The organism is Fischerella major NIES-592, from assembly GCF_001904645.1.
GTDB classification, from domain to species: Bacteria; Cyanobacteriota; Cyanobacteriia; order Cyanobacteriales; family Nostocaceae; genus Fischerella; species Fischerella thermalis.
Map to the genome: position 1 here is coordinate 24,695 of NZ_MRCA01000006.1, position 24,928 is coordinate 49,622.

The 24,928-nt window shown below is 40.9% G+C and carries 16 protein-coding genes; 9 read left to right on the forward strand and 7 right to left on the reverse strand.

The window, feature by feature from the left end; all coding sequences use genetic code 11:
• Positions 1-56: 56 nt before the first annotated feature.
• The 6 genes from NIES592_RS12670 to NIES592_RS12695 form a co-directional block, all read right to left on the reverse strand.
• Positions 57-1,841, reverse strand: coding sequence for a M61 family metallopeptidase (locus NIES592_RS12670; protein WP_073555927.1), 1,785 nt, complete (start codon positions 1,839-1,841; stop codon positions 57-59).
• Between the two features lie 110 nt (positions 1,842-1,951).
• Positions 1,952-2,635, reverse strand: coding sequence for a Crp/Fnr family transcriptional regulator (locus tag NIES592_RS12675; RefSeq protein WP_062247428.1), 684 nt, complete (start codon positions 2,633-2,635; stop codon positions 1,952-1,954).
• Between the two features lie 473 nt (positions 2,636-3,108).
• On the reverse strand, positions 3,109-4,302 hold the full coding sequence (locus NIES592_RS12680) for a pilus assembly protein PilB (RefSeq protein ID WP_073555928.1): 1,194 nt from the start codon (positions 4,300-4,302) through the stop codon (positions 3,109-3,111).
• A gap of 269 nt (positions 4,303-4,571) precedes the next feature.
• Entirely contained in the window at positions 4,572-5,756 is a 1,185-nt protein-coding gene (locus NIES592_RS12685; protein ID WP_073555929.1) for a HetZ-related protein 2, read from the reverse strand.
• A gap of 895 nt (positions 5,757-6,651) precedes the next feature.
• Positions 6,652-7,002, reverse strand: coding sequence for a carbon dioxide-concentrating mechanism protein CcmK (locus NIES592_RS12690; protein ID WP_062247423.1), 351 nt, complete (start codon positions 7,000-7,002; stop codon positions 6,652-6,654).
• 138 nt (positions 7,003-7,140) lie between these two features.
• On the reverse strand, positions 7,141-7,458 hold the full coding sequence (locus NIES592_RS12695) for a carbon dioxide-concentrating mechanism protein CcmK (protein WP_073555930.1): 318 nt from the start codon (positions 7,456-7,458) through the stop codon (positions 7,141-7,143).
• A 320-nt stretch (positions 7,459-7,778) separates the two neighbouring features.
• Here NIES592_RS12695 and ccsB point away from each other — a divergent pair, with 320 nt between their 5' ends.
• The 3 genes from ccsB to tilS all read left to right on the forward strand — a co-directional run bounded on the left by ccsB (position 7,779) and on the right by tilS (position 10,554).
• Positions 7,779-8,846 (forward strand): c-type cytochrome biogenesis protein CcsB, encoded by a 1,068-nt coding sequence (gene ccsB / locus NIES592_RS12700; RefSeq protein WP_073555931.1) that lies wholly within the window; start codon positions 7,779-7,781, stop codon positions 8,844-8,846.
• Positions 8,847-9,023: 177 nt separating this feature from the next.
• A complete protein-coding gene (locus NIES592_RS12705; RefSeq protein WP_062247421.1) occupies positions 9,024-9,362 on the forward strand; it encodes a KGK domain-containing protein in 339 nt (112 codons plus the stop codon).
• A 181-nt stretch (positions 9,363-9,543) separates the two neighbouring features.
• Entirely contained in the window at positions 9,544-10,554 is a 1,011-nt protein-coding gene (gene tilS / locus NIES592_RS12715; protein WP_073555932.1) for a tRNA lysidine(34) synthetase TilS, read from the forward strand.
• A gap of 213 nt (positions 10,555-10,767) precedes the next feature.
• Here the strand turns inward: tilS and hmpF are convergent, their stop codons facing one another.
• A complete protein-coding gene (hmpF, locus tag NIES592_RS12720; protein ID WP_073555933.1) occupies positions 10,768-12,522 on the reverse strand; it encodes a pilus motility taxis protein HmpF in 1,755 nt (584 codons plus the stop codon).
• A 371-nt stretch (positions 12,523-12,893) separates the two neighbouring features.
• On the opposite strand from hmpF, the gene NIES592_RS12725 reads away from it, so the two are divergent.
• The 6 genes from NIES592_RS12725 (at position 12,894) to proB (ending at position 24,790) form a co-directional block, all read left to right on the forward strand.
• The gene (locus NIES592_RS12725) at positions 12,894-14,105 is read left to right on the forward strand and encodes a response regulator (RefSeq protein ID WP_073555934.1); all 1,212 of its coding nucleotides are present in this window, start codon (positions 12,894-12,896) and stop codon (positions 14,103-14,105) included.
• A 168-nt stretch (positions 14,106-14,273) separates the two neighbouring features.
• A complete protein-coding gene (locus NIES592_RS12730) occupies positions 14,274-14,639 on the forward strand; it encodes a response regulator transcription factor (RefSeq protein WP_009454479.1) in 366 nt (121 codons plus the stop codon).
• Between the two features lie 13 nt (positions 14,640-14,652).
• Positions 14,653-15,183, forward strand: coding sequence for a chemotaxis protein CheW (locus tag NIES592_RS12735; RefSeq protein ID WP_062247417.1), 531 nt, complete (start codon positions 14,653-14,655; stop codon positions 15,181-15,183).
• 16 nt (positions 15,184-15,199) lie between these two features.
• Positions 15,200-18,103, forward strand: coding sequence for a methyl-accepting chemotaxis protein (locus NIES592_RS12740; protein WP_073555935.1), 2,904 nt, complete (start codon positions 15,200-15,202; stop codon positions 18,101-18,103).
• Positions 18,104-18,218: 115 nt separating this feature from the next.
• Positions 18,219-23,237, forward strand: coding sequence for a response regulator (locus NIES592_RS12745; RefSeq protein WP_073555936.1), 5,019 nt, complete (start codon positions 18,219-18,221; stop codon positions 23,235-23,237).
• A 443-nt stretch (positions 23,238-23,680) separates the two neighbouring features.
• On the forward strand, positions 23,681-24,790 hold the full coding sequence (gene proB, locus NIES592_RS12760) for a glutamate 5-kinase (protein ID WP_062247412.1): 1,110 nt from the start codon (positions 23,681-23,683) through the stop codon (positions 24,788-24,790).
• The last annotated feature ends 138 nt before the right edge of the window (positions 24,791-24,928 follow it).

A 24,928-nucleotide genomic window follows, 5' to 3' on the forward strand; every position in this document is an offset into this window, starting at 1 on the left:
TGTGGGATGGTGGACAAATAAATGCCCACACAACTACGATACAAGTACGACTAAGCCTACCCCAGATTCGCCAGGGATGCATCCAACCACCTGTCAAAGTTCTGTTTCTGTGTGGCAGAGGGATTAACTACAGGTTGCACGTGGTATTTGCTTGCAGGTGGAGAAGCCAAGGTGACAGGGTAAATGCGAAGTTCATCTTGATGGAAAACCGCAATTTGGATAATGTCTTGGGGTTGGTAATCTTTCAGGCGATCGCTTAATTGATTTGCTGTCACCTTGATCCCATCGATTGCCAACAGTTCATCACCAGGATCAATCCCAGCCAATTGGGCTGGGGAGTCGGCTTCGACGAATTTAATTATGTCCCGTCCATTTTCGCTACCTACTCTCACACCTAAGTAAGGTTCTGTTTCTGTCTGTGCTACCAATTGCAAGCCAAAAGGTTCTAGGTACTGATTGAAAGGTAATTCTTCAGTACCATCTATGTAGCGTTGAAAGAAATCAGATAAATCGACTCCTGCTACAGATGCTATTACTTCTTGCAACTGTTCTGAAGTATAACCAATTTCGTTTTTGCCAAATTTGTGCCACATTTGCAGCATGACATCATCAAGCGATCGCTTGTTGTTATGCCGAGAACGAATCAGCAAATCTAGCAATAACGATACCATTTCTCCTTTCAAATAATAGGATATTTGAGAATTACCACTGTTGGCATCCTGACGGTACAGTTTAATCCAAGCATCAAAACTAGATTCAGACAGGGGTTGCACTTTTCGCCCTGGAGTTGTCAGATACCTGGTAATTTCTTTACCCCAATTATTCAAAAATGATTTGACATCGTAAATGCCAGCCCGTAAAGGAATTAGTAAATCGTAGTAACTAGTTGTTCCCTCACAGAACCACAAACAAGAGGTATAGTTTTCTTGGTCGTAATCAAAAACTTCCAGTTCCTTAGGACGAATGCGCTTGACATTCCACAAATGGAAAAATTCATGGGCTACCAATTGCATGAAGCGATCATATTTTTCGCGATCGCGAAATCCAAACCGCTGATAAATCAACGAGCAACTGTTTTTATGCTCTAAACCCCCATAAGCTTGGGCGAATAAATGCACCAGAAACACATATCTTTCATAAGGCAAGCCACCAAACATTTGTGCTTCGACTTCAATAATTTTGCTGATATCAGCAATCATCTGCTGCACTTGGCAATTACCACGTCCCCAGATAGCTAGTTCGTGGGGTTTATCTAGTACCTGAAAGTGATAGAGCTGATGAGAACCAATCTCAAAAGGACTATCTACAAGGGTGTCGAAATCCAAAGCACAAAAAGTGTTGGCTTGTCCCGGGACAGGTGGTAGTGCTGTAGTTACCCGCCATTCTGACCGTGGTGTCACAATAGTCACAAAAATTGGTTGCTTGTCAAATTTTGGTAGTCTAAAAAACAGCGCCGCACCATTAAAATAACCGTGCGTAGAATCTAAATGATTTGTCCGTACGGTAAGTTCATTAGCAAAAATGCGGTATTTTATAGTAACTTCTGATACATCGTTTGTTTCTACCTGCCAATGATTTTTACTAATTTTTCGCCAATTTAAGGGTTTATTATTGCTGAAAGCAGTAAATCCCTGTAGATGCTTAGCATACTCCCGCACTAAGTAGGAACCAGGAGTCCAAACTGGTAATTTTAAATCAAGAATGGAAAAAGGGTAGCCCACAAGGTGTAAGGTCACCTCAAACAGATGGTTTTCTGGTTGAGGCATTGCCACTTGGTAATGAATGGTTGGTAATTTTTTTTGAAGGCGCGTATCGGTACAAGGTGCTATTGTTTCATTCATCTGAACTTAAGAGTAAACATTACGGAATAATGAGTCAAAAGATTAATTTAACTCATAACTCCTAACTCATAACTCTTGTATGAACAAACAGTCAGAATGATCTGAAAGTATTAAACTTTGCCAGCCAAGTTCATCAATTGGCGAAAGTTGACGAGATGAACCACTTGATTAGTATTGTCAATTTTTATCCAACCTTTTTCGTCTAATTTTTCCATAATTTTAGTGGTTTCTTCAACCCCAATTTCTGTAACATCTGCTAGATCTTTGAAAGAGATGTTAAAAATTTCTCTGCCTTTGCTTGATTCTTCACTATAGCTTTCGCCCAAGCTGACAAGAGTGTGAGCTAGTTTAACCGCTGGCGGAGCAGAGCGCATTTGCAAGCGTACGTTCGCGTGTCGCAGTCGCCGCACCATTAATTGCAGCATTCGGTGGTGTAACTGCGGGTCTTTAAATAATATATGAATAAATCTTTCTCTAGAGATACTCAGTAATTTTACTGTTGAAAGAGCAATTACATCGGTTGAGCGAGGAGATTCATCCAAAATTGCCATTTCTCCAAAAAAATCGCCTCTACCTAAAATTGCCAAAGCAACAGAATCTTCCCCTATAGTGCGTCGGACTTTTACCCAACCAGAAACTACAAAGTAAACTGCATTACCCCAGGCATCTTCCATCAAAACAGCTCGTCCGGCTGGGTATTCGTGTTCAACAGCAACCGAAAGCAACCATTCCAGAGTTTGTGGATTGGCTGTACTCATTAAAGGGAAAAGTTCACTAAAAACCTCTGTATGCATGAAATGCAAGAATAATTGTTGTTAGTATAAGGAGGCGGAAGGCAGAGGAGCCACTGCGGTGGACGGGTTTCCCGGCGTAAAGCACGTGGCGTGGCAGAAGGATTAAAATTAATACTTCATCTTTCACACCTCACACTTCACCCTTCACACTTCATAAGCTTTTCAACCGTAATTTTACTGTGTACAAAATAGATCTATAACCGCAACTATCTAGTTAATCGATCTAGAGTTTTATTACAGCACAAAGATTATGTGATCGAAATCAGCGGTTTTACCTAAAAGGAGAGGTGGGGGATGGGGCAATGGGGAACTCACCGGCTCCTGGTGGGGATTAGGGGCAGTGGGGAGATAGGGAGATGGGGAGTGTAGGAATAACCATTAACCACTAACTACTAACAAATAACCACTAATAAGCAACAACCAACAATCAACCACTAACCACTAACTACTAACAATTGACAATTGACCAAAATTCATTTTGTGGGTGGTTCAGAGGTTTCAATTGTAAGTCTTTTTATATGCTGATCTAAATTTTGTAACAGGTTGTTGAGGGCATTGAAAGTTTCTAGCTGACTAGAGTTAACGTTGCGGTTAACTAAAAGTCTCTCTTGTAATTCATGCAATTTATAGCTGAGTTGCTGGGAAATGCCTAAAGCATCACGACTAAGGCGTGTTAACTGTTGTTGTTGATAAAACTTTAACGCTGCTCCTCGCAGTACCTGAAGGGTTGCCTCTTCACCGTACATGCCTGGCATGACTCGCAAGCGCAATAACAAACGGTCTTGTTGATACAGGCATTCTCTTTCAACTTGTTTGGGTTCTGCAAGTGTGATTACAGGCAGAGAACCAAATCGTTTTAATTCATTCATTACTCCCTGAAACACCGATAAAGGTACTTTCTCTAATACAGATTGCAAAACTCCATTTTCACTCCATAGAATTCTGCCTGTGTAAGGGAGTCTTTCTAAGTACAGCCGACCGATTCCCCCTGCTAAAACCCTACCTAATAATTCTTCTAGTAATTTTTTTGGTGGTAAGGTTAACAGTATCTCTACAGGAGAGAATTCTGTTGCTACTGGAACTGATAATACAGGTAAGTTGCCTGTAGTTGCTAAGCTAACATTATGATTCCCTGGTTCTGTTTGTTTTGCTTCTGTGGTGTTGGGATTGGTAACAACCATGGGATGAGAGTGAGGAGTATTTTGACTTACAGTTTCTGGCTGTGGGTTAGCAGAAGCATCTAATTGGAGGACGGTGTTTTCAGTTTGATTCGGAGTTGAGTTTGTTGGTTGGTGATTAGAGTCTTGTTGAGTCGCTGAGGGGGATGTATTTTTGTAGTTTAGGTAGGCTGAAAGTATTTTACGGTGGATATCGCCTGTAATCGGTTCAGATACTAATGTACATTTTATGTAAGACAATATACGACGAACGTAATCTAACGCTGCACTATCTTCTTGATTGACCATGCCCAATAACAAGCTGTTGTCTTCCATTTTTAGTGGTACAACTTGATGATAAAGGCAGGCTTCAAAGGATAGAAAGCTTTCAATCAGCTGGAATACTTGCTCGCGTTCTATTCCTTGCTCCCATAATATGTGTGTGTCAGATGGCACTTCTTGCTGATTGCTAGCTTCGGTATCAATTGCTTTGTCCTTTGAAGACAACATAGACTTAGATTACTTGATATTTCTATATATCCTATTCTGCCCAGAATTTTTTTGGTAGTAAACAAATCATGACGTTTAGATAAATAAAAGTTAAATTAACTACAAAATAAGCAAATGCTTAATTTTGAATTTAACGTCGTAAATAGCTAGCAGTTGCTAGTTGTTTGTTACTTGTGTTAGGAGCAACTAACCCTCCTGTTTTGTAGTTGCTCATAGGAAATTTCGTTGTGGTGCAAGTAACAACCAAAAATACTGCATACCCTACTCCCCTACTCTTCGCTTCTCAAAGTCTGGGCGCTCAGGTAGACTTTAGTCCATTCACCCATTGCTTGCTGGGTTTTGAGTTTTAATTTTTGGGCTACTTCTTCTATACTGTTGCCTGCTCGTCGTAGTTCTAGAACTTGTCTTTGAGTTGGGGTCAATTTTTCATGCAATTGCTGAAGTTGACTTGGTGTCAGCCCCAGATTATGCTCTTTCAATGATGTTTGTAGCCAAGATTCAACCAGTTCTGGTTTGTCTTTGAGGGCGAAAACACGCACAGCATGGTAGCTAACTTTTTCTCGCAGTCTATAAATGACATTGATCGGCTTGCCTAATTTTTTGGCGATCGCATCTTGGGATTGACCTTGTAAGTACAACCGCAACCAATCTACTGCTTCTTGTCCGAGATTTTCTAGTAAGTAATTTTCAAATTCATCCTTGACTGATTGTCGCAGTGTCTGTTGTTCTTCTTGTTCTTGGGCTTGTTGATATTCGGCGATCGCTTGGGTGTCTACTAAGTTGACTCGATTATCGCTATCGTCGCTAAGGATCTCTTCTGAGACTAGCCTTACCATGTCGCTACCAGGTACTTGAGTTAAGCCACCACGTTGGGTACGACGTAAATAATTTACAAATCTGTAAACTAGCAGGGGTTGATTGCGTACTGGCCGTAAGCAATATTCTTCTACACTGGCAAACAGCAGCGCGTTCCGTAAACGGGGATCGGTGGTAAATTCCGAAATCAAAGCCATTTGTTGCTGCATATAGTTGTCGCTTTGCAACAATTCTTGAATGACTTCTTGTAAGACATCCAAAACTGAACGTTGGCGATCGCGACTTAGAGCAACCCATGTCTGAATTCTATTTCGTAATGTTACTAGACTGCCCAAGCGAGCCAGTAAATTTTTATAAGCAGCTTCTCTTGATTTGCCTAAGTAGCGTTGATTCAAAATCTTCCAGCGATATTCCATCGCTTGCTTAGCAATATCTAATTGTTTTGGATCTTCAAATCGCTCTTGATTGCTGCCTAGCAGCCAGCGAACGATACTTTCTTTATTCGCTATGGTTTGTCCTGGACACTCATTTTCTAGCCGCTTGTGCCAGAACTGTGCCACCTTATCCGCCTCAGAAGCCATAGTGAGATTGCGCTCCTCGAAACCCTGTTTTAAAGTTTGCTGCATCACAACCTCCATTTTTCACCTCACTCAAGTTTTTGACTGGCAGTTGCTCCCAATTGCATGATGTCCTGGTGGAACATCTACGTGATTCTACTTTTATTACGTTTTGACTCACGGGTTTTATGCAGTTACTTCTGCTTTCTCATGATATTTTCATGTTCATCTTCCCGAAAATCATGTTTTTTTGAGCAATTTCCCCAATTAAACCAAATATTTAATTTTGTAAACTAAATTAGTTCTTCTACTCAGACAGATAAAAAATTATCAAAGGTTGATATTTAGCCTTTTTTACCATTGTCAGACTATGAAATTGCTCTCAACTTCTAGACGTCGTTTCCACGCTTTTAGTTTCACTTCTGTGAAGTATGCCCTAGTGTTTCTGAGTATTAGAAATTTTACTTTACCAAAAACCCGTAAGTTAATGTATTTTTAGTAACCATAATTCAGTACAATTACACAGATATAGCCAAAGCAGCTTTTGTTAATCACTCAAGATACAAGATTATTCTGAAAAAGTGACAAAAAGTTTTACAGTACTCTCTAGGGTACTTTTAATTGAGGGGGCAAAACTTAAAATCACTGAATGTCTTTATAAAAACTTTGAACTTTTGTAGCGAAGATAGAGAAGGATATTCATAAACTATACATTTGGTCAACAGTAAAACCAAAATTTATAGAATCTTGAATTGTAGAGTCTTGATTCTAGGTGCTGAACTGTCAAACAATCTGTCATTTGTTGTAAAAATCAACAAACTGTCAAAATGGACAAAAAGTTGATGAACTAGCAAAGACCCTCAGAGCGGAGAACCGCTTTCTGAGGATAAATTATAGAAGTGCGAAGAAGTATTTGCCTTTGCGCTGACCTGTGATAAGCGCTTTGTATTTACTGCACTACTGGCTTCGGCACTGATTAACGATTATTAGGTCTAGATACAATTGGATTTTCCACAGCCTGCCTATACTGTTCGACTTCTTCTGTATAGCCAATTGGCAAAACAGCTTCCACGTTTTCGTGGGGGCGAGGAATAATGACCCAGGTTTCTAGGACACCACCGTAAACATTCTCTACAGCTTCTACACCTGCTGCAACAGCCGTTTTTACCTCTTGTATATCACCTCGCACGTTCACAGTGAAGCGAGCGCTACCAGCTCTTATATACCCTACGAGGGTGACTCGACCTGCTTTCACCATCGCATCTGCCGCAGCTAGTACGGCAGGAAAACCCTTAGTTTCAATTGATCCAACTGCCTGTAGTGGCATTGGTTGTCTCCTATATCAGTAAAAGTTATGTGGCGCTACCAATTAATTGTACGAAGGTTGCTACATATTTTATAGAGTTAAATCTATCATCTTTATTATTCCCGGAAGCAAGTACACAAGATGATTTGACAACCAAATTTAGAAAATGCGAAATGGCTCTGATTTTTTAGTGAAATGTATAGGTAGAACAGATTCTACATTCTCTGGTGGGTTGGGAACAATATAATGGGTGATCAGTTGACCGCCATCACCATGAGCTTGGTTGCAGGCTTCTATACCTGCCGCAACTGCTCTTTTGACTTCAGCAACCTGTCCTCGCACAGCGACTAAAAAACGAGCGCTTTCTGCTAAACCGTAGTATACAAGGGTAACTTCAGCAGTTTTGACCATTGCGTCTGCTGCTGCTAATACAGGGGGAAAACCTAAAGTTTCTATAACTCCAACTGCTAGTGGCATGGCTTGACTCTCCAAAAAGTTAGGGCAAATGTGATATTTATTCTACGATGCGCGGGGAGTGTGGGGAGGTGGGGAGAAAACAATTCAAAATTCACGTATTAGGAAGAGAGTAGAGGGGTGTGAGGAGTGTGAGGAGTGTGAGGAGTGTGTAGACGGGCTTTGGGCGGCTTTCCGTAAGGGTGGAGTAAACGACTAACCACTAACTACTAACTACCAACCATCGACAATCAACAACCAACTAACTACTAACTACCCCGAAACAGATAGGATCAATACTGTGAGAATCCAAACCTCTAAAAATTCACAGGGGAAAACGCTTTATGAATTTGCTTCAACTCCAAAATTGGCTAGACAATACTTCCTTTGCCGTCCTTTTTACCACAATGCTGATTTATTGGAGTGGGGCGGCTTTTCCCAACTTGCCCTACTTGCCAGCATTAGGAACCGCAGGAATGGCGATCGCGAATTTGTGTATTGCCACAATGTTAGGGGCGCGATGGCTAGAGGCTGGTTATTTCCCTCTCAGCAATTTGTATGAATCTCTGTTTTTCCTCGCTTGGGGAATCACTACCATCCATTTGATTGCAGAAAACAACAGCCGCAGTCGTTTGGTGGGAGTTGTTACCGCCCCTGTTGCCATGAGTATTACTGCTTTTGCTACCCTCACACTACCATCCCAAATGCAAGTAGCAGAACCTTTAGTACCTGCATTGAAATCAAATTGGTTGATGATGCACGTTAGCGTCATGATGTTAAGTTATGCCGCTTTAATGGTAGGTTCATTGTTGGCGATCACTTTTTTAATTGTCACTCGTGGGCAGGAGATTCAACTCCAGGGTAGTTCTGTCGGGACTGGTGGCTATCGCAGCAACGGCTACCGCTTGCAAAAAGCAGGTGAATTAATTTCTCAATCATCAGCAATGATTGCAGACAATAATGGTAATGGTGTTGCCCGTTATGAATCCACCAACAATGGTAAAATCGCCCTTTTGGATACCGTATTAGCACCTACAATTCAAAGTCCAAAATCCGACACCCAAGATTCTCAACCTCTTTCTCCCCAACGTCTTAGCCTGGCTGAAACCCTAGATAACATCAGCTATCGGATCATTGGACTCGGATTTCCTCTGCTGACAATTGGTATTATTGCTGGTGCAGTTTGGGCTAACGAAGCTTGGGGTTCTTACTGGAGTTGGGATCCCAAGGAAACTTGGGCGCTAATTACCTGGTTAGTATTTGCAGCATACCTCCACGCCCGTATTACTCGTGGTTGGCAAGGACGTCGCCCAGCTATTTTAGCTGCTAGTGGTTTTGTCGTTGTCTGGGTTTGCTATTTGGGTGTGAATTTGTTGGGTAAGGGTTTACACTCTTATGGCTGGTTCTTTTAGAAATCTCGCCCTTCACCCCCTCTTTATGAAGGTTGCGATATTAAATTTTTTCACTAACTGCAAAAGACGCACTGCTAGAAAATTAAAGAGTTCGTAAATCATCCTTGCTCAGGATGGATAATTTGAAATTAACTGCAATCTCCTGGGAACTATAAATTTAGTTCTAGGAGATTGATTATGAATGATAAGTGGGAAGCGTTAAATCCAGAAGATGATGTTTTGTATTTTCGTCAACCTCTGTTTGAAGATTCAAATCACACCCAGTTATTATTTGAACTAATAAATAAAATTAAGACTGCCTCATGTGAAGGTGTTTCACTAAGAGCATTTTTTGAAGAGGGATTAGATTGTCACGTTCTAATCCCTGGTAAAAAGTGGCGAGAAGGTAAAATTAGATTATGTGTAGAATTTTGTTCTGATGATTCGGAAAAATTAGATAAGAATCAGCAAGAATTAGACACAGACAACTATCGTCAATTTAAAGACTTTACGTATTATAAAGAGTTTAATAACTAATGTTTTATATTTTTGATTAAACGCACCAGGGGCCCAAAGTTAGTAATGAAGGGACACAGAGTTTTTTTGAGGATAATTCGTGCTGCAAAATTCAAAATATGATAATTTTTTTGATGGTACAAGCCCTCAAATAAATCTTGTGGAACCAATCCAAAATCCAAAATCTCAAATCCAAAATCGGGTGACATGGACTCCCCTACATGCAAAAATCCATCGCACTATCCGATCACGTCACCTGTTTGAACGTAAGGAGCATTTGCTAGTTGCAGTTTCTGGTGGACAAGATTCTCTTTGTTTAATTAAATTATTGTTAGATTTACAACCCAAATGGGAATGGAAGTTAGGTATTGCCCACTGTGATCATCGCTGGCGGAATGACTCACAGGCTAATGCCCAGCACATAGAAAATTTGGCTAAAAATTGGGGTATATCTTTTTACTTGCAAACTGTAGAGACGCGAGATCTCGCGTCTCTACAAAGTGAGGCTGCTGCACGGGAATGGCGGTATCAAGTTTTGAGTGCGATCGCCCAGGAGCATAATTATAAATATGTAGTTACAGGTCACACAGCAAGCGATCGGGCAGAAACATTACTTTATAACTTAATTCGTGGTGCTGGTGCTGATGGTCTGCAAGCTTTGACTTGGAAACGTTCACTTGTTGATGGCATTATACTGGTGCGTCCACTTTTAGAAATTACCCGTACAGAAACTGGACTATTTTGCCAAGATTTGCAACTGCCTATCTGGGAAGATTTTACAAATCAAGATTTAAAGTACGCCCGTAACCGGATTCGTCAAGAGATTATACCATATTTGTCAGAAAATTTCAACCCAAAAGTAGAATCAGCTTTAGCTCAAACAGCAGAACTACTGCAAGCGGAAGTGGAGTATTTAGAAAAAGCTGCCCAAGCTTTGCGAGAAGAGGCGATGGTAGGAAGAACAATTATCCCATCAGAAACTCCCGACCAACTTCTCAGACTCAATCGTCGTGTATTACAGAAAGCCCCAATTGCTCTACAAAGACGTGTAATGCGGCAAGTTTTACAACAAATCCTTCCTGTAGCTCCGACATTTGACCAAATCGAAAAACTCACAGCTTTAATTACAGCACCAAATAAATCGCAAACTGATCCATTTCCCAGTGGTGCGACAGCGATAGTAGAAAGTGATTGGATCACGATTAAATCTTAAACAATTGTGAATTTATAAAAGTCGATAATGCACAACGACGCGAGTGTTAAGTTATCCATTACAAACAGCTAACTATTGACTGATTCCCAATTACAGCCGCCAACGGATAATCCATCTGTGTCTATCTGTGTTTATCTGTGTGGGGAGGTGGTCGATTTCCAAAACATGATTTTGGTCAAGGCTTAACTCACATTAGCCATAATTCATAATTTTTCATATTGCTGACAATTGTGGTTGAGAAATTAAACTCAAGATAACCTGACGCATCTGGTTAATAGCCTGGAGTTGAGAATCACCAATTTGTTGAACTTCCGCTAAAGATTCAGAAACACCTTGTAGTTTTTGTCGCAACCCATCCAAGGAATCTTGAATTGGTTGTAAAGCTTGTTGATATAAATTTAGCTGACCTTGGGATTGGGCAGTTGTTGTTCGCAAAGACAGCAAACTTTGCTCCATTGTTTGCAGTTCCTCGCGTTTCATCACCTGTTCTTGAGTTTGGTGCTCAATATCTGCTTGTATCTGATTAATACTAGCTTGTACCTGCTCAATCTCTGTTTCTAGATTTTGTAGGGTTTCTGACAGTTGTTGTCGTTGTTTTTGGATTTGTTCGAGTACCGGATTTAAATCCAATTTTTCATCTTCATTCGCGACGGTTTGTCCTTGTCGCCGCAGTAGTACTATTTTGTGCTGCTTGAGCAGTGCTTGACGCTCAAGTAAATGGCGACGTTGTCCTACCAAAGTTTCATTTAGCATTTGGTAGTGGTCTTTTTCATCAGCTAGTTCAGCTTCTAATTGACTCCGTTCACTTGCCGATGCTTGATTTATTTTTTGTTGGATTTCTTCTATAGCTTCTTGTTTATATTTCAGTTCTTGTTCTTGATCGTTGACAAAGCTAGAGTCTATGTTTAATTTTTCTTGCAAGTCTTGTACTATTTTTTGCAGTTCTTCTAGAGGCATTTTTTCCAAAGTTTCCAAATCAAACTCTGGAGAGGAAATAACATCACTAGAATTTGTAGCTAAAGAGTAAATTTGTTGGTATAACTGTTCCTGATATTGCAGTTGCTCTTTCAGTATCCGAACATACTCCTGTTTGCTATGGAGAGTAGTTGTGTTCACCTGCAACTGAGCTATTTGTTCTTCTAGAGAATTTTGAGTTTGCTGCCATTCATTTTGGCGTTCCGAGAAAAGTTGCGACAAACGTTCAATTTCAGCCTGTTGTTCCTCAGTTAATATTCTTTGTTGTTCTAGTTGTTGCCAGTGGGGATTGAGCAAAGCTTGCTGTTTTTCCACCATTTCAAATGCTAGATGCAGATTTTCCCGCACTATTTCTGTCGGAGCAACACTACTAGAAAGCTGATCCAGTAACTCTTGTAATACCCGACTTTGTTCTTCATCCATCACAGTCGGTGGCTGCAACTGTGCTTGATGTTCTTCTAGGCGACGCTGTTCACCCCGTAAATGCTCCCAAGCCCCTTCCAGTTCTTGGCGGTTACGCTCTATTTCTTGTTGCAACCTTTCGATATCAGCACGAGAAGTTTCAACTTCTTGTTTTTCTGCATCTAAGCGTTGAAACTCATCCTCCATTTGTTGCAGTTGTTCTAAGCGCGTTTCCATTTCTATTTCGCGGCGGTTAAGTTCCTGTGCTTGAAATGTCAGCGACTCTTTCCACTGATCAATTTCTTCTTCTTTCAGTTTAAATTTTTCTAATTGGCGAGAAAAATTCTGCAAAATGTTTACCAGCGGTCGTCCCGCTTCTTGAATTCGCTGTACTTGACGCTGAGGATTCAATTCTACGAGTACGAGCGCACCATCATTTAATTTACTGGCTTCTTCAACTGCAATGACTTCTTCTGACCCAGTACTCCAACTCTGGTCTGTCCGTTGACAAGCCAGAAGTTTCAGTTCCGTTTTGCCACCACCACCAAGTAAACCGCCTTTTTGTTTTTGTACTTCTGCTAAATACAGCACACCTTTAATCCTTTTGATGCACTTAATAAATTTGTTTTTGGTTATACATGAGATAATTACGTTAACCTGCCTTGTTTAACCCAAGTCGGAGGTAAACAAGACAGGCAAAATTTATGTATACACAAGAAATATCACGTCTGGTTATTCAGACAACCAAATTGTTGTTTCTTCAATATTTTGTACTGTTGTGAGTTATGATGACTACCGTGTTATCACTCACTTAATCTAGGTATATTAAAAAATATTAAACTTTATTGGTTAGTAGTTGGTGGTTGTTGGTTGATGGTTAGTAGTTATTTTTCTTCCTTGTTTCCCATGTCTTTCTTGTCTCCCCCTTTCCAGTTGCCAAAAAAGGAGTGCCTTTTCACTAAATGCAGGGAAATTTATATGAGATAGATATCCGCAGTATCCTGCAATTAATAGAGTTGGGGCAGCGTACTGGACAACTATTTGTAGAAGCCCATAGCTTTCACAAAAGTCCCCAACTTGGGAGAAATCACACTGGCAAGAATTTATCTTGGTTCGTATTTTTTCTGAACGGTGAGATTGTTTATGCAACCGATAGTGATAATAGTTTGTTGCGCCTGAGTGATTATTTACGTCATTATCAAGTCAAGGTACAGGTGACAGAAAAAGAACGAGCCTGCTTAGAAGCCTTGAATGCACCGGAATACGCGTATTTGTGGACACTATTAGAGCAGAACATCATTGATCCAATCCAGGCTCGCAGTATTATTCATAACTTAGTACAGGAGACTCTCTTTGACCTGCTGAATTTACAGCAGGGTAGCTTCGTTTTTGCAGTGGGTTCTGCACTGACACCACAATTAACAACTTTAGAAATCACACCTTTACTGAGCAAAATCGTGAAGCAGGTGCAACAGTGGAAACAACTGTACCCTTACATTCAATCTCCCGAACAGTTTCCCATACTCACTGATATAGTCAATCTACGCTCTTCACTACCAGCAGTGACAGTTAATAAACTACAGCATTGGGCTAGTGGTCAAACATCCCTACGCCAATTAGCTCGTTATCTCAATCGCAATATTGTAACTGTCGCTAAAGCTATATACCCGTATGTTCAACAGGGCTGGGTGCATTTAGTAGACTCAGACACAACTGAATTATTAACAAATCAACAAGATAAAACACTTAGCTTACAAGAAAACCACAAGCAACGCATATTGTGTATTGATGATACACTCAGCATCTGTACACATATAGAGACGATTTTGCAAACCCAAGGTTATGAAGCGATCGCCATAACTAATCCCCTAGAAGCACTCACTCGGGTTTTTCAATTCCAACCCGATTTAATTTTTTGTGATATTGCCATGCCAGAGTTGACTGGATACGAGATTTGTGAAATGCTGCGACACTCCCAAGCGTTTCGGAATATACCTGTTATTATGCTTACCGCTAAGGAAGGCTTTTTTGATCGAGTCAGAGCCACAATGGTGGGAGCTACCGATTATTTAACCAAGCCATTTGGGCATACTGAATTAGTAATACTCGTAGAGAGATATTTAAACTACAGTAGAGGTGAAGTAATAAAACAAACACAACACTTGTTGATTTGATAAAAGATAGAGTAAAAAATAATATCTACAGAACCAGCCAGCCAAAGAAAAACCTCATTACCTAGTAAAAGTGAAAAACAGATTTATTTTATACAGTAAATGCTTACGGGGAAGTCAGGGCATGTTCCCAGTAGGGACGTCTACATCAGGAGGTAGATAGGGGCATTTATGAGTACAGTTCTGATTGTGGAAGACAGTATCGCACAAAGGGAGATGATCACAGACCTCCTGAAAGCAAGTGGCTTAACAGTAACCCATGCCACTGATGGAGTAGAAGCGTTGGAAGCAATTCAAATAGCTCCTCCTGATTTAGTGGTATTAGATATTGTCATGCCCCGAATGAATGGCTACGAAGTTTGCCGCCGACTAAAGTCCGACCCCAAAACCCAAAATGTCCCCGTCGTCATGTGTTCTTCCAAAGGAGAAGAATTTGATCGTTATTGGGGGATGAAACAAGGTGCAGACGCCTACATAGCCAAACCATTCCAACCAACTGAGTTGGTGGGAACAGTCAAACAACTACTGCGAGGATAAGGATGAGCAGAACATGGTTAACAAACCGGACTTTTTAGGAGGCAGTGGACAAGATCACTTTCGTCCTGAATTACAAGTAGAAAGTCCTGAAGGTGAGTTACATTTGCGGTTTTTTATTCCTTCGCGTCAGGAGTTTGCACTACCAGCAACTGGTATTCGCGAAGTCATCGAACTGAGTCCTGATCGAATCACCCCAATCCCTAATGCTTCTCCTTTACTTTTGGGTACTCTAAATTTACGAGGTCGAGTCATCTGGGTGGCTGATTTGGGTCAATTTCTGGGAGAAGCAACAGCATTAAACACAGACCGCGCCGAAATTTCGGTGATCGCCATAGAAGAGCAAGACACAATTGTGGGCTTAGCAGTAGAAGAAATTGGCGGTATGCATTGGCTAGACACACAGCATCTTATGGCACCAACAAATGTACCGGATACTATGGCTCCTTTTTTGCGGGGAGAGTGGTTACTAGATACTCAAAACAAACAGTATCTCCGACTACTAGATCAAACAGCAATTTTACGTAGTGCGCGTTGGGCAGGATGAAATAGGGAGGCAATACATGGCAGCGAGTATAGAAAATTACGTGCAGACATACCAACAGGCTCTAACAGCCTACGCGCAACAAGACTACCAAGGAGCAGCCACCCTGATTGACGAGGTGGTGCAAAATCTACCCAATGACCCCAATACCCATTTGTTGCGTGGTCATGTCTACTATGTTTTACAGCAGTATGATGTGGCGAAAGCAGAATATCAAAAAGTATTAGAATTAACTCAAGACCCAGAAATCACTGTTTTTGCCGAAAGTGGTCTGGATAACATCAATCAATATCAACAGGAATTAAATGCTTTTGTTGATGAGGATGATAACTCTCAGCAATCTTCACAAGAAGCTTCTATTTTTGCAGCAGCAAAACCAGCAGAACAAGAATTAGAAAAGTTAGAAATTTTAGGAGACTTAGATAGTAATAGCTTTGACTTCAATGCGATCGCAAGTCACGAAGAATCACCAAAAGATATAGACAACCCATTTGGACTATCTACAGATAGTAGCTTTGATTCAGGTGTAGACTCATGTGAAACTTTCTACGATAATCCTTTTGCCTCATCTCAAGCAGAAGCGGGGCCAACTTCACAAGCCAATATCTGGGAAGGAGCAGAGTTAGAATTACCTGCTTTTTTACAAGATGATCTTTCATCCTCTACGGAAAAAACAGAAATTAATGGCAATTTAGAAAGAAGTGATTCAAGTAATACTCACCAAAATTTAGAGAAAAATCAGCCAAACATTCGTGATCCAGATTTTGCCAAAATTACTTTAACACCTAATCATAGATTTAATAGTCAGGAAAATGATTCTGCTGAGCAAATCTCACAAAAATATAGTGACGATAGTTTACAGAACATCAACACAAGGAATTTTGACCAAGAAACTTTACTGGTAGAAGAAACAGGAACAGATATTGAAATCACAGAAATTAATAGTGTGGAATACAAAAGTAAAGAAAAATTTTCCTCAACAGCTTCTTTCAACAGCACTTTTACCATAGAAGACAAACAACTAAACTCTAATTTCCCTATAAACCAAAACCAGAACTTTGATGAGGACAGTTTTGATCTAGAGGCATTTGAATCAGCTTTTGGTTCGCAGTCATTCTCGGAAAACGAACATGAGAATACTAACGGTAAATTAAATGGCCAGGTTTCTCAAGGTAGCAACATTGAGTTTTTAGATGACTTTGATGAATTTGACGATCTGGGAAATATTCAAGCAGAATTTGATTTTGTGACTAATTCTGGTTTCGGTGACTCGCAACTAAATTCTGGCTCACTGACATCAAACAGCAGGAGTTTTAGTCAAGCCTTTGAAAATTCTGGGATTGCTGAAAAAAGCAAGGAAACTGCGGATAACTCCACACAAAGCGATCGCGATGATGAATTGTTTAGTATCACTGGTTCCCAAGAAGCAGTCCCAGTCTTTACCCAAACAGACGTTACTAACATCGAACCCCAAGTCAGCGTTGAACAAGGGATTCTCGCACCCCTAGAAAATGCCCCACTAGCCAAAAAGCAATGGATAGTTGCTGGCTGCGTGGGTGTAGTTTCCGCAGTGGTTGTAGCTGTAGTTAGTTTCGCTGCGACGACAGTTTCTCCACCCCAACAACGGGAGTCTGTACGCAATACTGGCTGGGCAATGTCATTAGCAGCAGGGCTTGTCAGTTTTGTAACTACGGGTATCATGGGCAATCTCACTCTCAAGCAAATCCGTCGCACAACCAAAGATTTGCAAAACCAATTTGATGCAGTACGCAAAGGTAATCTCAGCGTCCAAGCTACCGTCTACTCAGAAGATGAGCTAGGACAGTTAGCTGCTGGCTTCAATGAAATGACACGGGTAATATTTACAACTACTCACGAAGCCACACGTAAAGCCCAGGAACAGGAAGAAGCCAAAGAGAACTTGCAACGGCAAGTGATTCGTCTCTTGGACGACGTGGAAGGAGCCGCTAGGGGAGATTTGACTGTCCAAGCCGAGGTGACAGCCGACGTTTTAGGAGCAGTTGCTGATGCTTTTAACTTAACAATTCAAAACCTGCGGGATATCGTCCAACAGGTAAAAGTCGCAGCGCGGGAAGTAACCAAAGGTGCAACTAACTCAGAAACCTTTGCCAGAGCATTATCTAGCGATGCTTTACGCCAAGCCGAAGAGTTAGCAGTCACCCTCAATTCGGTACAAGTAATGACCGATTCTATCCAAAGGGTAGCAGAAGCAGCAAGGGAAGCAGAAACAGTTGCCCGAGAAGCCAGTGCGATCGCTCTCAAAGGAGGGGAAGCGGTTGAAAATACCGTAGCGGGGATTTTAGAAATTCGGGAAACCGTCGCTGAAACCACCCGCAAAGTGAAGCGGCTAGCAGAATCATCCCAAGAAATTTCTAAAATTGTGGCGTTGATTTCGCAAATTGCTTCTAGAACCAACTTGCTAGCTCTCAACGCCAGTATTGAAGCAGCCAGAGCCGGAGAAGCAGGACGGGGTTTTGCGATCGTTGCGGATGAGGTACGCCAGCTAGCTGATAAATCAGCCAAGTCTCTGAAAGAAATTGAACAAATAGTCATGCAAATTCAGAGCGAAACAGGCTCAGTGATGACAGCGATGGAAGAAGGTACGCAGCAGGTAATTCAAGGTACAAAACTGGCAGAAGAAGCCAAGCGATCGCTAGAAAATATTATTCAAGTAGCAAATCGCATTGATATTCTCGTACGTTCCATCACTTCCGATACCGTCGAACAAACAGAAACTTCGCGCGCTGTCGCTCAAGTTATGCAATCTGTAGAACTCACAGCCCAAGAAACATCCCAGGAAGCACAACGGGTTTCCGGCGCACTGCAAAACTTGGTAGGCGTTTCCCGTGATTTAATCGCCTCCGTAGAAAGATTCCGAGTAGAAACAACTGAAACTAGATAAAAAGGATGAAGTATGAAGTATGAAGTATGAAGTATGAAGTGTTAATCATCCTTCATCATCCATCCTTAATATTCTATGTTTTTCATTCTTTATCCTTTATCCTTCATCCTTGACTATGCTGCCAGAACAACAACAGCGCATTCTCGGTTACTTTATTGAAGAAGCAAAAGAACATCTGACCACAATCGAGCAGGGGTTGCTGAATCTGCAAAGTACGATTAAAGACCCAGAAATGCTCAATGAAGTCTTCCGGGCGGCTCACTCCATCAAAGGAGGAGCGGCGATGCTTGGTCTGAGTAGCATTCAGCGCACTGCTCACCGCTTGGAAGACTGTTTTAAAGTCTTAAAAGAGTACCCGGTGCAGGTTGATCAAAAACTGGAGTCTTTGTTTCTGGGTGTATCTGATACCCTGAAAGCGCTGTTAGAAAATTTAACTGGGCCATTTGGTCTGACAGAAGAAACTGCCAGTCATATCATGTCAGAAGCAGAACCCGTGTTTGGGTGGCTCAACGAACATCTGGATTTGCTGGTCAAACAAGGAAATACGGGAGTAACAGCCGCAGATACCGATCGCTGGCAACAACGTCAAAACTTCGTATTACAAAAACTCCGGGAAATGTTGCAACTATTTAAGCAATCAGCAACACCCGAAACGCGACAGAGTTTGCAAGCATGCTGTCGGCAATTAGTCGAACTTGGGGAACAATTAAATTGTGCGTCTTGGTGTAATTTGTGTCAAGCCGCAGGTCAAGCGATCGCTAATCAAGAAAATAGCTATTTGACATTAGCAAAAATCGTTATTACAGATATCAAGCAAGCTTTAGAATTAGTCCTAACAGGTAGAGAAGCTGAAATCATTGTCAGTCAGCAACTAGGAGCATTAATTCCACCTCAAATAGAACTATTAGAGATCACAACTGATTTGCAGGAAGAGGCTGACATAGAAACAGTTCCATCAACAGCAGCAGAGGAAACTGTGTTCGCCACACCTGTTGAAAATGCCAGTACTGAAGACAGTGACACATCAACTACAGATAATTTAACTGAGTTAAAAACTTCATCAGAATCAATAGAAATTAAACAAGAAGATAGTATCAAAAGCCTATCAGAAGTTTCTGAACCACTGGGTATTAATATAGATAATTTAGTTGAATTTACAACACAATCAGAATCATTAGAATTTGCCCAAAATAGTATCAGTAGTCTATTAGATTTATCTGAACAAATTCAGGAACACAAAGATGATTTTGATGAATTTGTCATCCAACCTCCAGCACAAGATTTAGAATTAGAAAATACTATTACTAGTCTATCTGAACTATCAAATGCTTTTGAGACAGAGAATGAAGAAAACGAAGATTTAGATATTGATAGTTTAGAAATCAATGGGCCAGAAGTGGGAATAGCAGAGTTGAATACTCTTGCCCAATTATTTGAAAGTGAAACTCCTGACTTTAATGAAACTTGGGATATTCAAGAAGAAATTATCGAGCCAGATACCGCAAATGATGAAATTGCAGCCCAGAGCAATGATAGCCGAACTAAGGATACTAGCAAAGATTTAGCAGAATTATTATCTTTGCAAGGAAACACAAATATTTATGATAGCCATACAAGTAACGCCAAAGAAGAATTAACTCTCGTACAACTGTTTGGCGATAAATTTTTAGAAGAAAATTTAGAATCAAATATAGATAGCTCAGCAAAGCCTACACTTAATGAAAATATTCAAAATCAACAAACACTATCTATAATTCAACCGATTGGGATAGAATCATCTCAGACTTTGGACAATAAACCTGAGGATTTATTTGCAGAATCTGAAAATCAGAATTTAGTTGAAGAAGCTAGTTTAGAAATTACACAACCAACAGAAGAAAACTGGAATTTAGATAGTCTATTTACTGAAACACAAGAAGATCATAGTCCGACTATTAGCATTGATGCACCAGGATTTGATGATTTATTTGATCACCTCAGCACTACAAAGGCAGAGTTTTCTCCAGCTACAGAAGATGTAGGTTTATGGACACAGATAGAGACAGAAAAAGCAGGGTTAGATTTAGAATTTTCTGGTGAACAAGACGCAGCCAAAGCTTTAGAAGAAATTTTGTTTGCAGCCGCAGCTGATGATATTTTTAGCGATCATCAACAGCTAATACCAGAGTCTGTGACAAATTTTGAACTGCAAGATTTAGATTTAGGTTTTCCACAGGAATTAATTCTCTCAACAGATGCTAGCGATGATGATTTCTTTGCGGAATTAATGGCAAATGAATCTCAGAATTCACATCCTGTTGATAAAAAGTTGTCTCCTCAAGAAATTCGTAATATTTCGCAATCACCAGAAGCTCTAGAATTCACTCCGGAATTTACTAATTTTCCCGCAGAAATACAAACTTTAGATTTACCTAATCTAAGTAATGAGCAAGAAAATGACTGGTTAGATGCAATCAACCTAGGAGAGGGTAGCAACGAAAATCTGGAAGTTTTATTTAATGATTTGCAAATTGATAGTATAGATAATCCTTTTGTCTTCCCACAACAAAATATAGCGGATGATGGATCATCTACAACAGATTCAGCAGATGTAAGCATTGTCAATATAAGTACATCTACCGTATTACAGGCATATTCAGAAATGAATTTGCTAAATAATTTGGTAGATGAAAATCAAGACACTATAGCAAAATCTAGTGAATCACCGTTAAATTTCCACCCCGAAGAAATTAACCAGAAAGATGACCAAAATTACTCGCAACAGGGAATCACAGATTCTGAATTACTAATACAAGATCCCAGCATTGAGCATGAGGAAATAATTGCAGATTCTGGAGACACGGGGCAACATCAAGAGGCATTTTTGGTTGCTAATTCAATTGAAGAAACAGAATTAGAAGTAGATGCTTTTGCAGAAGATGAATTTGCTGATTTGGATGATTTACTTAAACAAGAAATATCATCAGAGGCTCATACTTCCAAAATTCCAGATAGCGAATTTGCTGCCTTAGAAGAAATGCTAGCTTGGGATCAAGATGAAGAGGTGGTAGTGGCTGAACAATCTACTCCAGTTTATTCTACAAAAGATAGCAGAAACCAAACTTTATCCCCAGAGATTGAGAATGAATTTAAAGAATTAGAAGGGATGGTAGGGGGAGCAGTCACACCCAGTACAGTCAATTTATCGGGTGGACGCAACTCTGGTTGGAATGCTTCCAGATTTGAGCAGTTAATGAAAGTACCTGTCAAACATCTGGATGATCTGAGTAATTTGGTTGGGGAGTTGGTAGTTAACCGCAATACCCTAGAGCAGGATCAGGAACGTTTGCGCCAGTCATTAGATAATCTACTGCATCAGGTACAACAACTCTCGGATGTGGGAGCAAGAATGCAGGAATTGTATGAGCGATCGCTATTAGAAGCATCTTTGTTAGCTAGTCGCAAAAACAGCAATTTTAGTCATTCGGATACAGATAGGGGTTTTAGCGAACTAGAAATGGATCGCTTTACACCTTTCCACACCCTATCCCAAGAAATGATTGAACTGATCGTGCGAGTGCGGGAGTCTGCGAGTGATATTGATTTTGTCACCGAAGAAACCGAACGTGTCGCACGACAATTTCGCCAGGTAACAGGACAACTACAAGAAGGACTGACAAGAGCGCGAATGGAGCCTTTTTCCCAGGCTACCGATTTATTACCGCGAGGTGTGCGCGACAACTCAATCAAGTATGGTAAGCAAGTAGAGTTAGTCATTCAAGGTCGAGACACCTTGATTGACAAAATGATTTTAGAACACCTCAAAACACCCTTAACGCATTTGCTCAACAATGCGATCGCTCACGGAATTGAAACGCCAGAGGAACGCCAAGCAAAAGGCAAATCTGCTGTGGGAACCATTACCGTTTGTGCTTTTCATCAAGGTAATCAAACTGTCATTTCCGTTAGTGATGACGGCGCTGGGATTAATTCAAATGGGGTGAAAGCAAAGGCGATCAAAGTCGGTTTAATCACTCCCACCGAAGCCCAAACAATCTCCCGCGCTGAGGTTTATGATCTATTGTTTCAACCAGGTTTTAGCACCAAAGACCAAGCTGATGATTTAGCTGGTCGTGGTGTCGGTTTAGACGTAGTTCGGACAAAAATAAGTGAAATCCGAGGCGTAATTTCTGTTGATTCTGAGATTGACAAAGGTACTACCTTCACTATTCGTCTACCATTAACCCTCAGTATTTGCAAGGCTTTGTGCTGTGTTTCTGATAAAGCCAGAATTGCCTTTCCCATGGATGGTGTAGAAGATACCCTAGATATACCCGTAAAAAATATTCAAGAGGGTGATGCAGGTGAACAACTCATTCCTTGGCGGGATAGAACGCTGCCATTCAAACCTTTAAAAGAACTTTTAACTTTCAATCGTCAACTCAGCCGGGGTAATGTTTATGGCGGTAATCGAGACGATGATATGATTTCCGTAGTTGTAGTGCGATCAGCAAATACCCTAGTCGCCTTACAGGTTGACCAGGTGCTGAGCGAACAAGAAATAGTGATTAAACAATTTGAAGGTCCCGCCCCCAAACCAATTGGCGTAGCTGGTGCTACCGTCTTGGGTGATGGTCGAATTATGCCGATTGCTGATGTCCTAGAAATTATCGATATCTTCCAAGGAAGAACTTCTAAACAAAATACAGTCAGCATTTTGAGTCAAAAAGCAGTTCCGCATCAGCCAGATACAACTGCAACTACTGTTGATCCAACAGTACTAATTGTCGATGACTCAATTACGGTTCGAGAGTTACTTTCTTTAACCTTTAATAAAGCGGGTTATCGAGTAGAACAGGCACGTGATGGACAAGAAGCGTGGGATAAACTTCGTTCCGGTTTGCCTTGTGACCTCGTATTCTGTGACATTGAAATGCCGCGTTGCGATGGTCTAGAATTACTTTCTCGCATTCAAAAAGACCCAAGCCTCAATCATTTGCCGATTGCTATGCTCACCTCCCGAGGTGCAGACAAGCATCGACAGATGGCTATCAGCTTGGGAGCAAGTGGTTACTTCACCAAACCCTATCTGGAAGAAGCGCTACTAGAAGCAGCATCGCGGATGCTTAAAGGTGAGAAACTAGTGGCTAGTTAGCTTGAAAAAGTAGATATTTTTCTTCCTAGCGGCGGAAACTTGATTGCTGCATTGTCTAACACCAGTATCCAATCATTACCTCGTCCTTTAGTTGGCGGTTGGACGCTGGAAAGATGTTACAGTCGTGGCAATGAGGAAGAGATATCCTAAGATTGCCAAAGGTTCAAATTTAGGGTAAGCACCAGTAAGTAACAAACCATAAACCAGTCCAAGCGATCGCATGATAAGTATGGGAAACCGCAAAAGATAATCCTAAATAACGACGATTTTGCAACAGCCATATTCAGCTTGATTTTTTGAGGAGTATGTTGATAAGCTGAGTTCAGAAATGGTTGAAAAATATACTCAAGAAGCAATTAATTTAATTTTGGCAGGAGTGAGAGTTGAGATGGAAGATGAGGGAGTGCGGGGAGAATAATTTAATGACAATTGACTGTTGACCAATGAGCAAAACCATCGTTGTTAAAATCGGCACTTCTAGTCTGACTCAACCAGAAACTGGACAATTAGCAATTTCCACCATTGCAATCTTGGCGGAAACTCTGTCACATCTGCGGCGACAGGGACATCAGGTAATTTTGGTTTCTTCTGGTGCTGTGGGAGTGGGTTGTGCGCGCTTGGGTTTAACAGAAAGACCGAAAGCGATCGCCCTCAAACAAGCAGTAGCAGCAGTTGGACAAGGGCGGTTGATCCGCGTCTATGATGATTTATTTACCACTCTGCAACAACCAATTGCTCAAGTATTACTGACTCGCAGTGACTTGGTACAACGCAGCCGCTATCTTAATATTTATAACACTTTCAAGGAATTGCTGGAACTAGGTGTGATTCCTGTGGTGAACGAAAATGATACTGTAGCAGTGGAGGAACTAAAATTTGGTGACAATGACACTCTTTCGGCTTTAGTTGCTAGCTTAGTACATGCAGATTGGCTATTTTTGCTCACTGATGTAGATCGACTTTATTCTGCCGATCCTCGTTTTGTACCTGATGCCCAACCAATTGCTTTAGTAAGTAGTATCAAAGAATTAGAAGAACTACAAGTGCAAACAGGTACTCAAGGTTCCCAATGGGGTACAGGTGGCATGGTAACAAAAATTTCGGCAGCGCGAATTGCCACTGCTGCTGGTGTTCGTACCGTAATTACCGAAGGTAAGTGCCCTCAAAATATTGAAAAAATTTTACAAGGAGAGCCAATTGGGACTCATTTTGAACCCCATTTAGAACCAACATCTGCCCGTAAACGCTGGATCGCCTATGGTCTAGTTCCTTCTGGAAAATTGTATTTAGACGAAGGTGCTGTAGTTGCAATTTCCCAAGCTGGCAAATCTCTATTAGCTGCTGGTATTACTGCTTTAGCAGGTGAATTTGATGCTCAAGATGCTGTTCTTTTGTGTGACTCTAAAGGTAATGAAATTGCAAGAGGAATTGTCAATTACAGCAAAGCAGAATTACAACAGATTTGCGGGCGTCACTCCAGCGAAATTCCGGTAATTTTAGGATATGAAGGTGCAGAAACTGTAGTTCACCGGGATAATTTGGTTTTGACTTAGTAACAACCTGGAACTCTGCTATCTGGTGCGCCAAATCTTGCGTACCTAAAAAATATCATAGCTTTTTCAACTTTCAACGCAGAGGTACGCAGAGTTAGCGCTAAGGTACGCAGAGTGTAACGGGATTTTTTCGCTGGG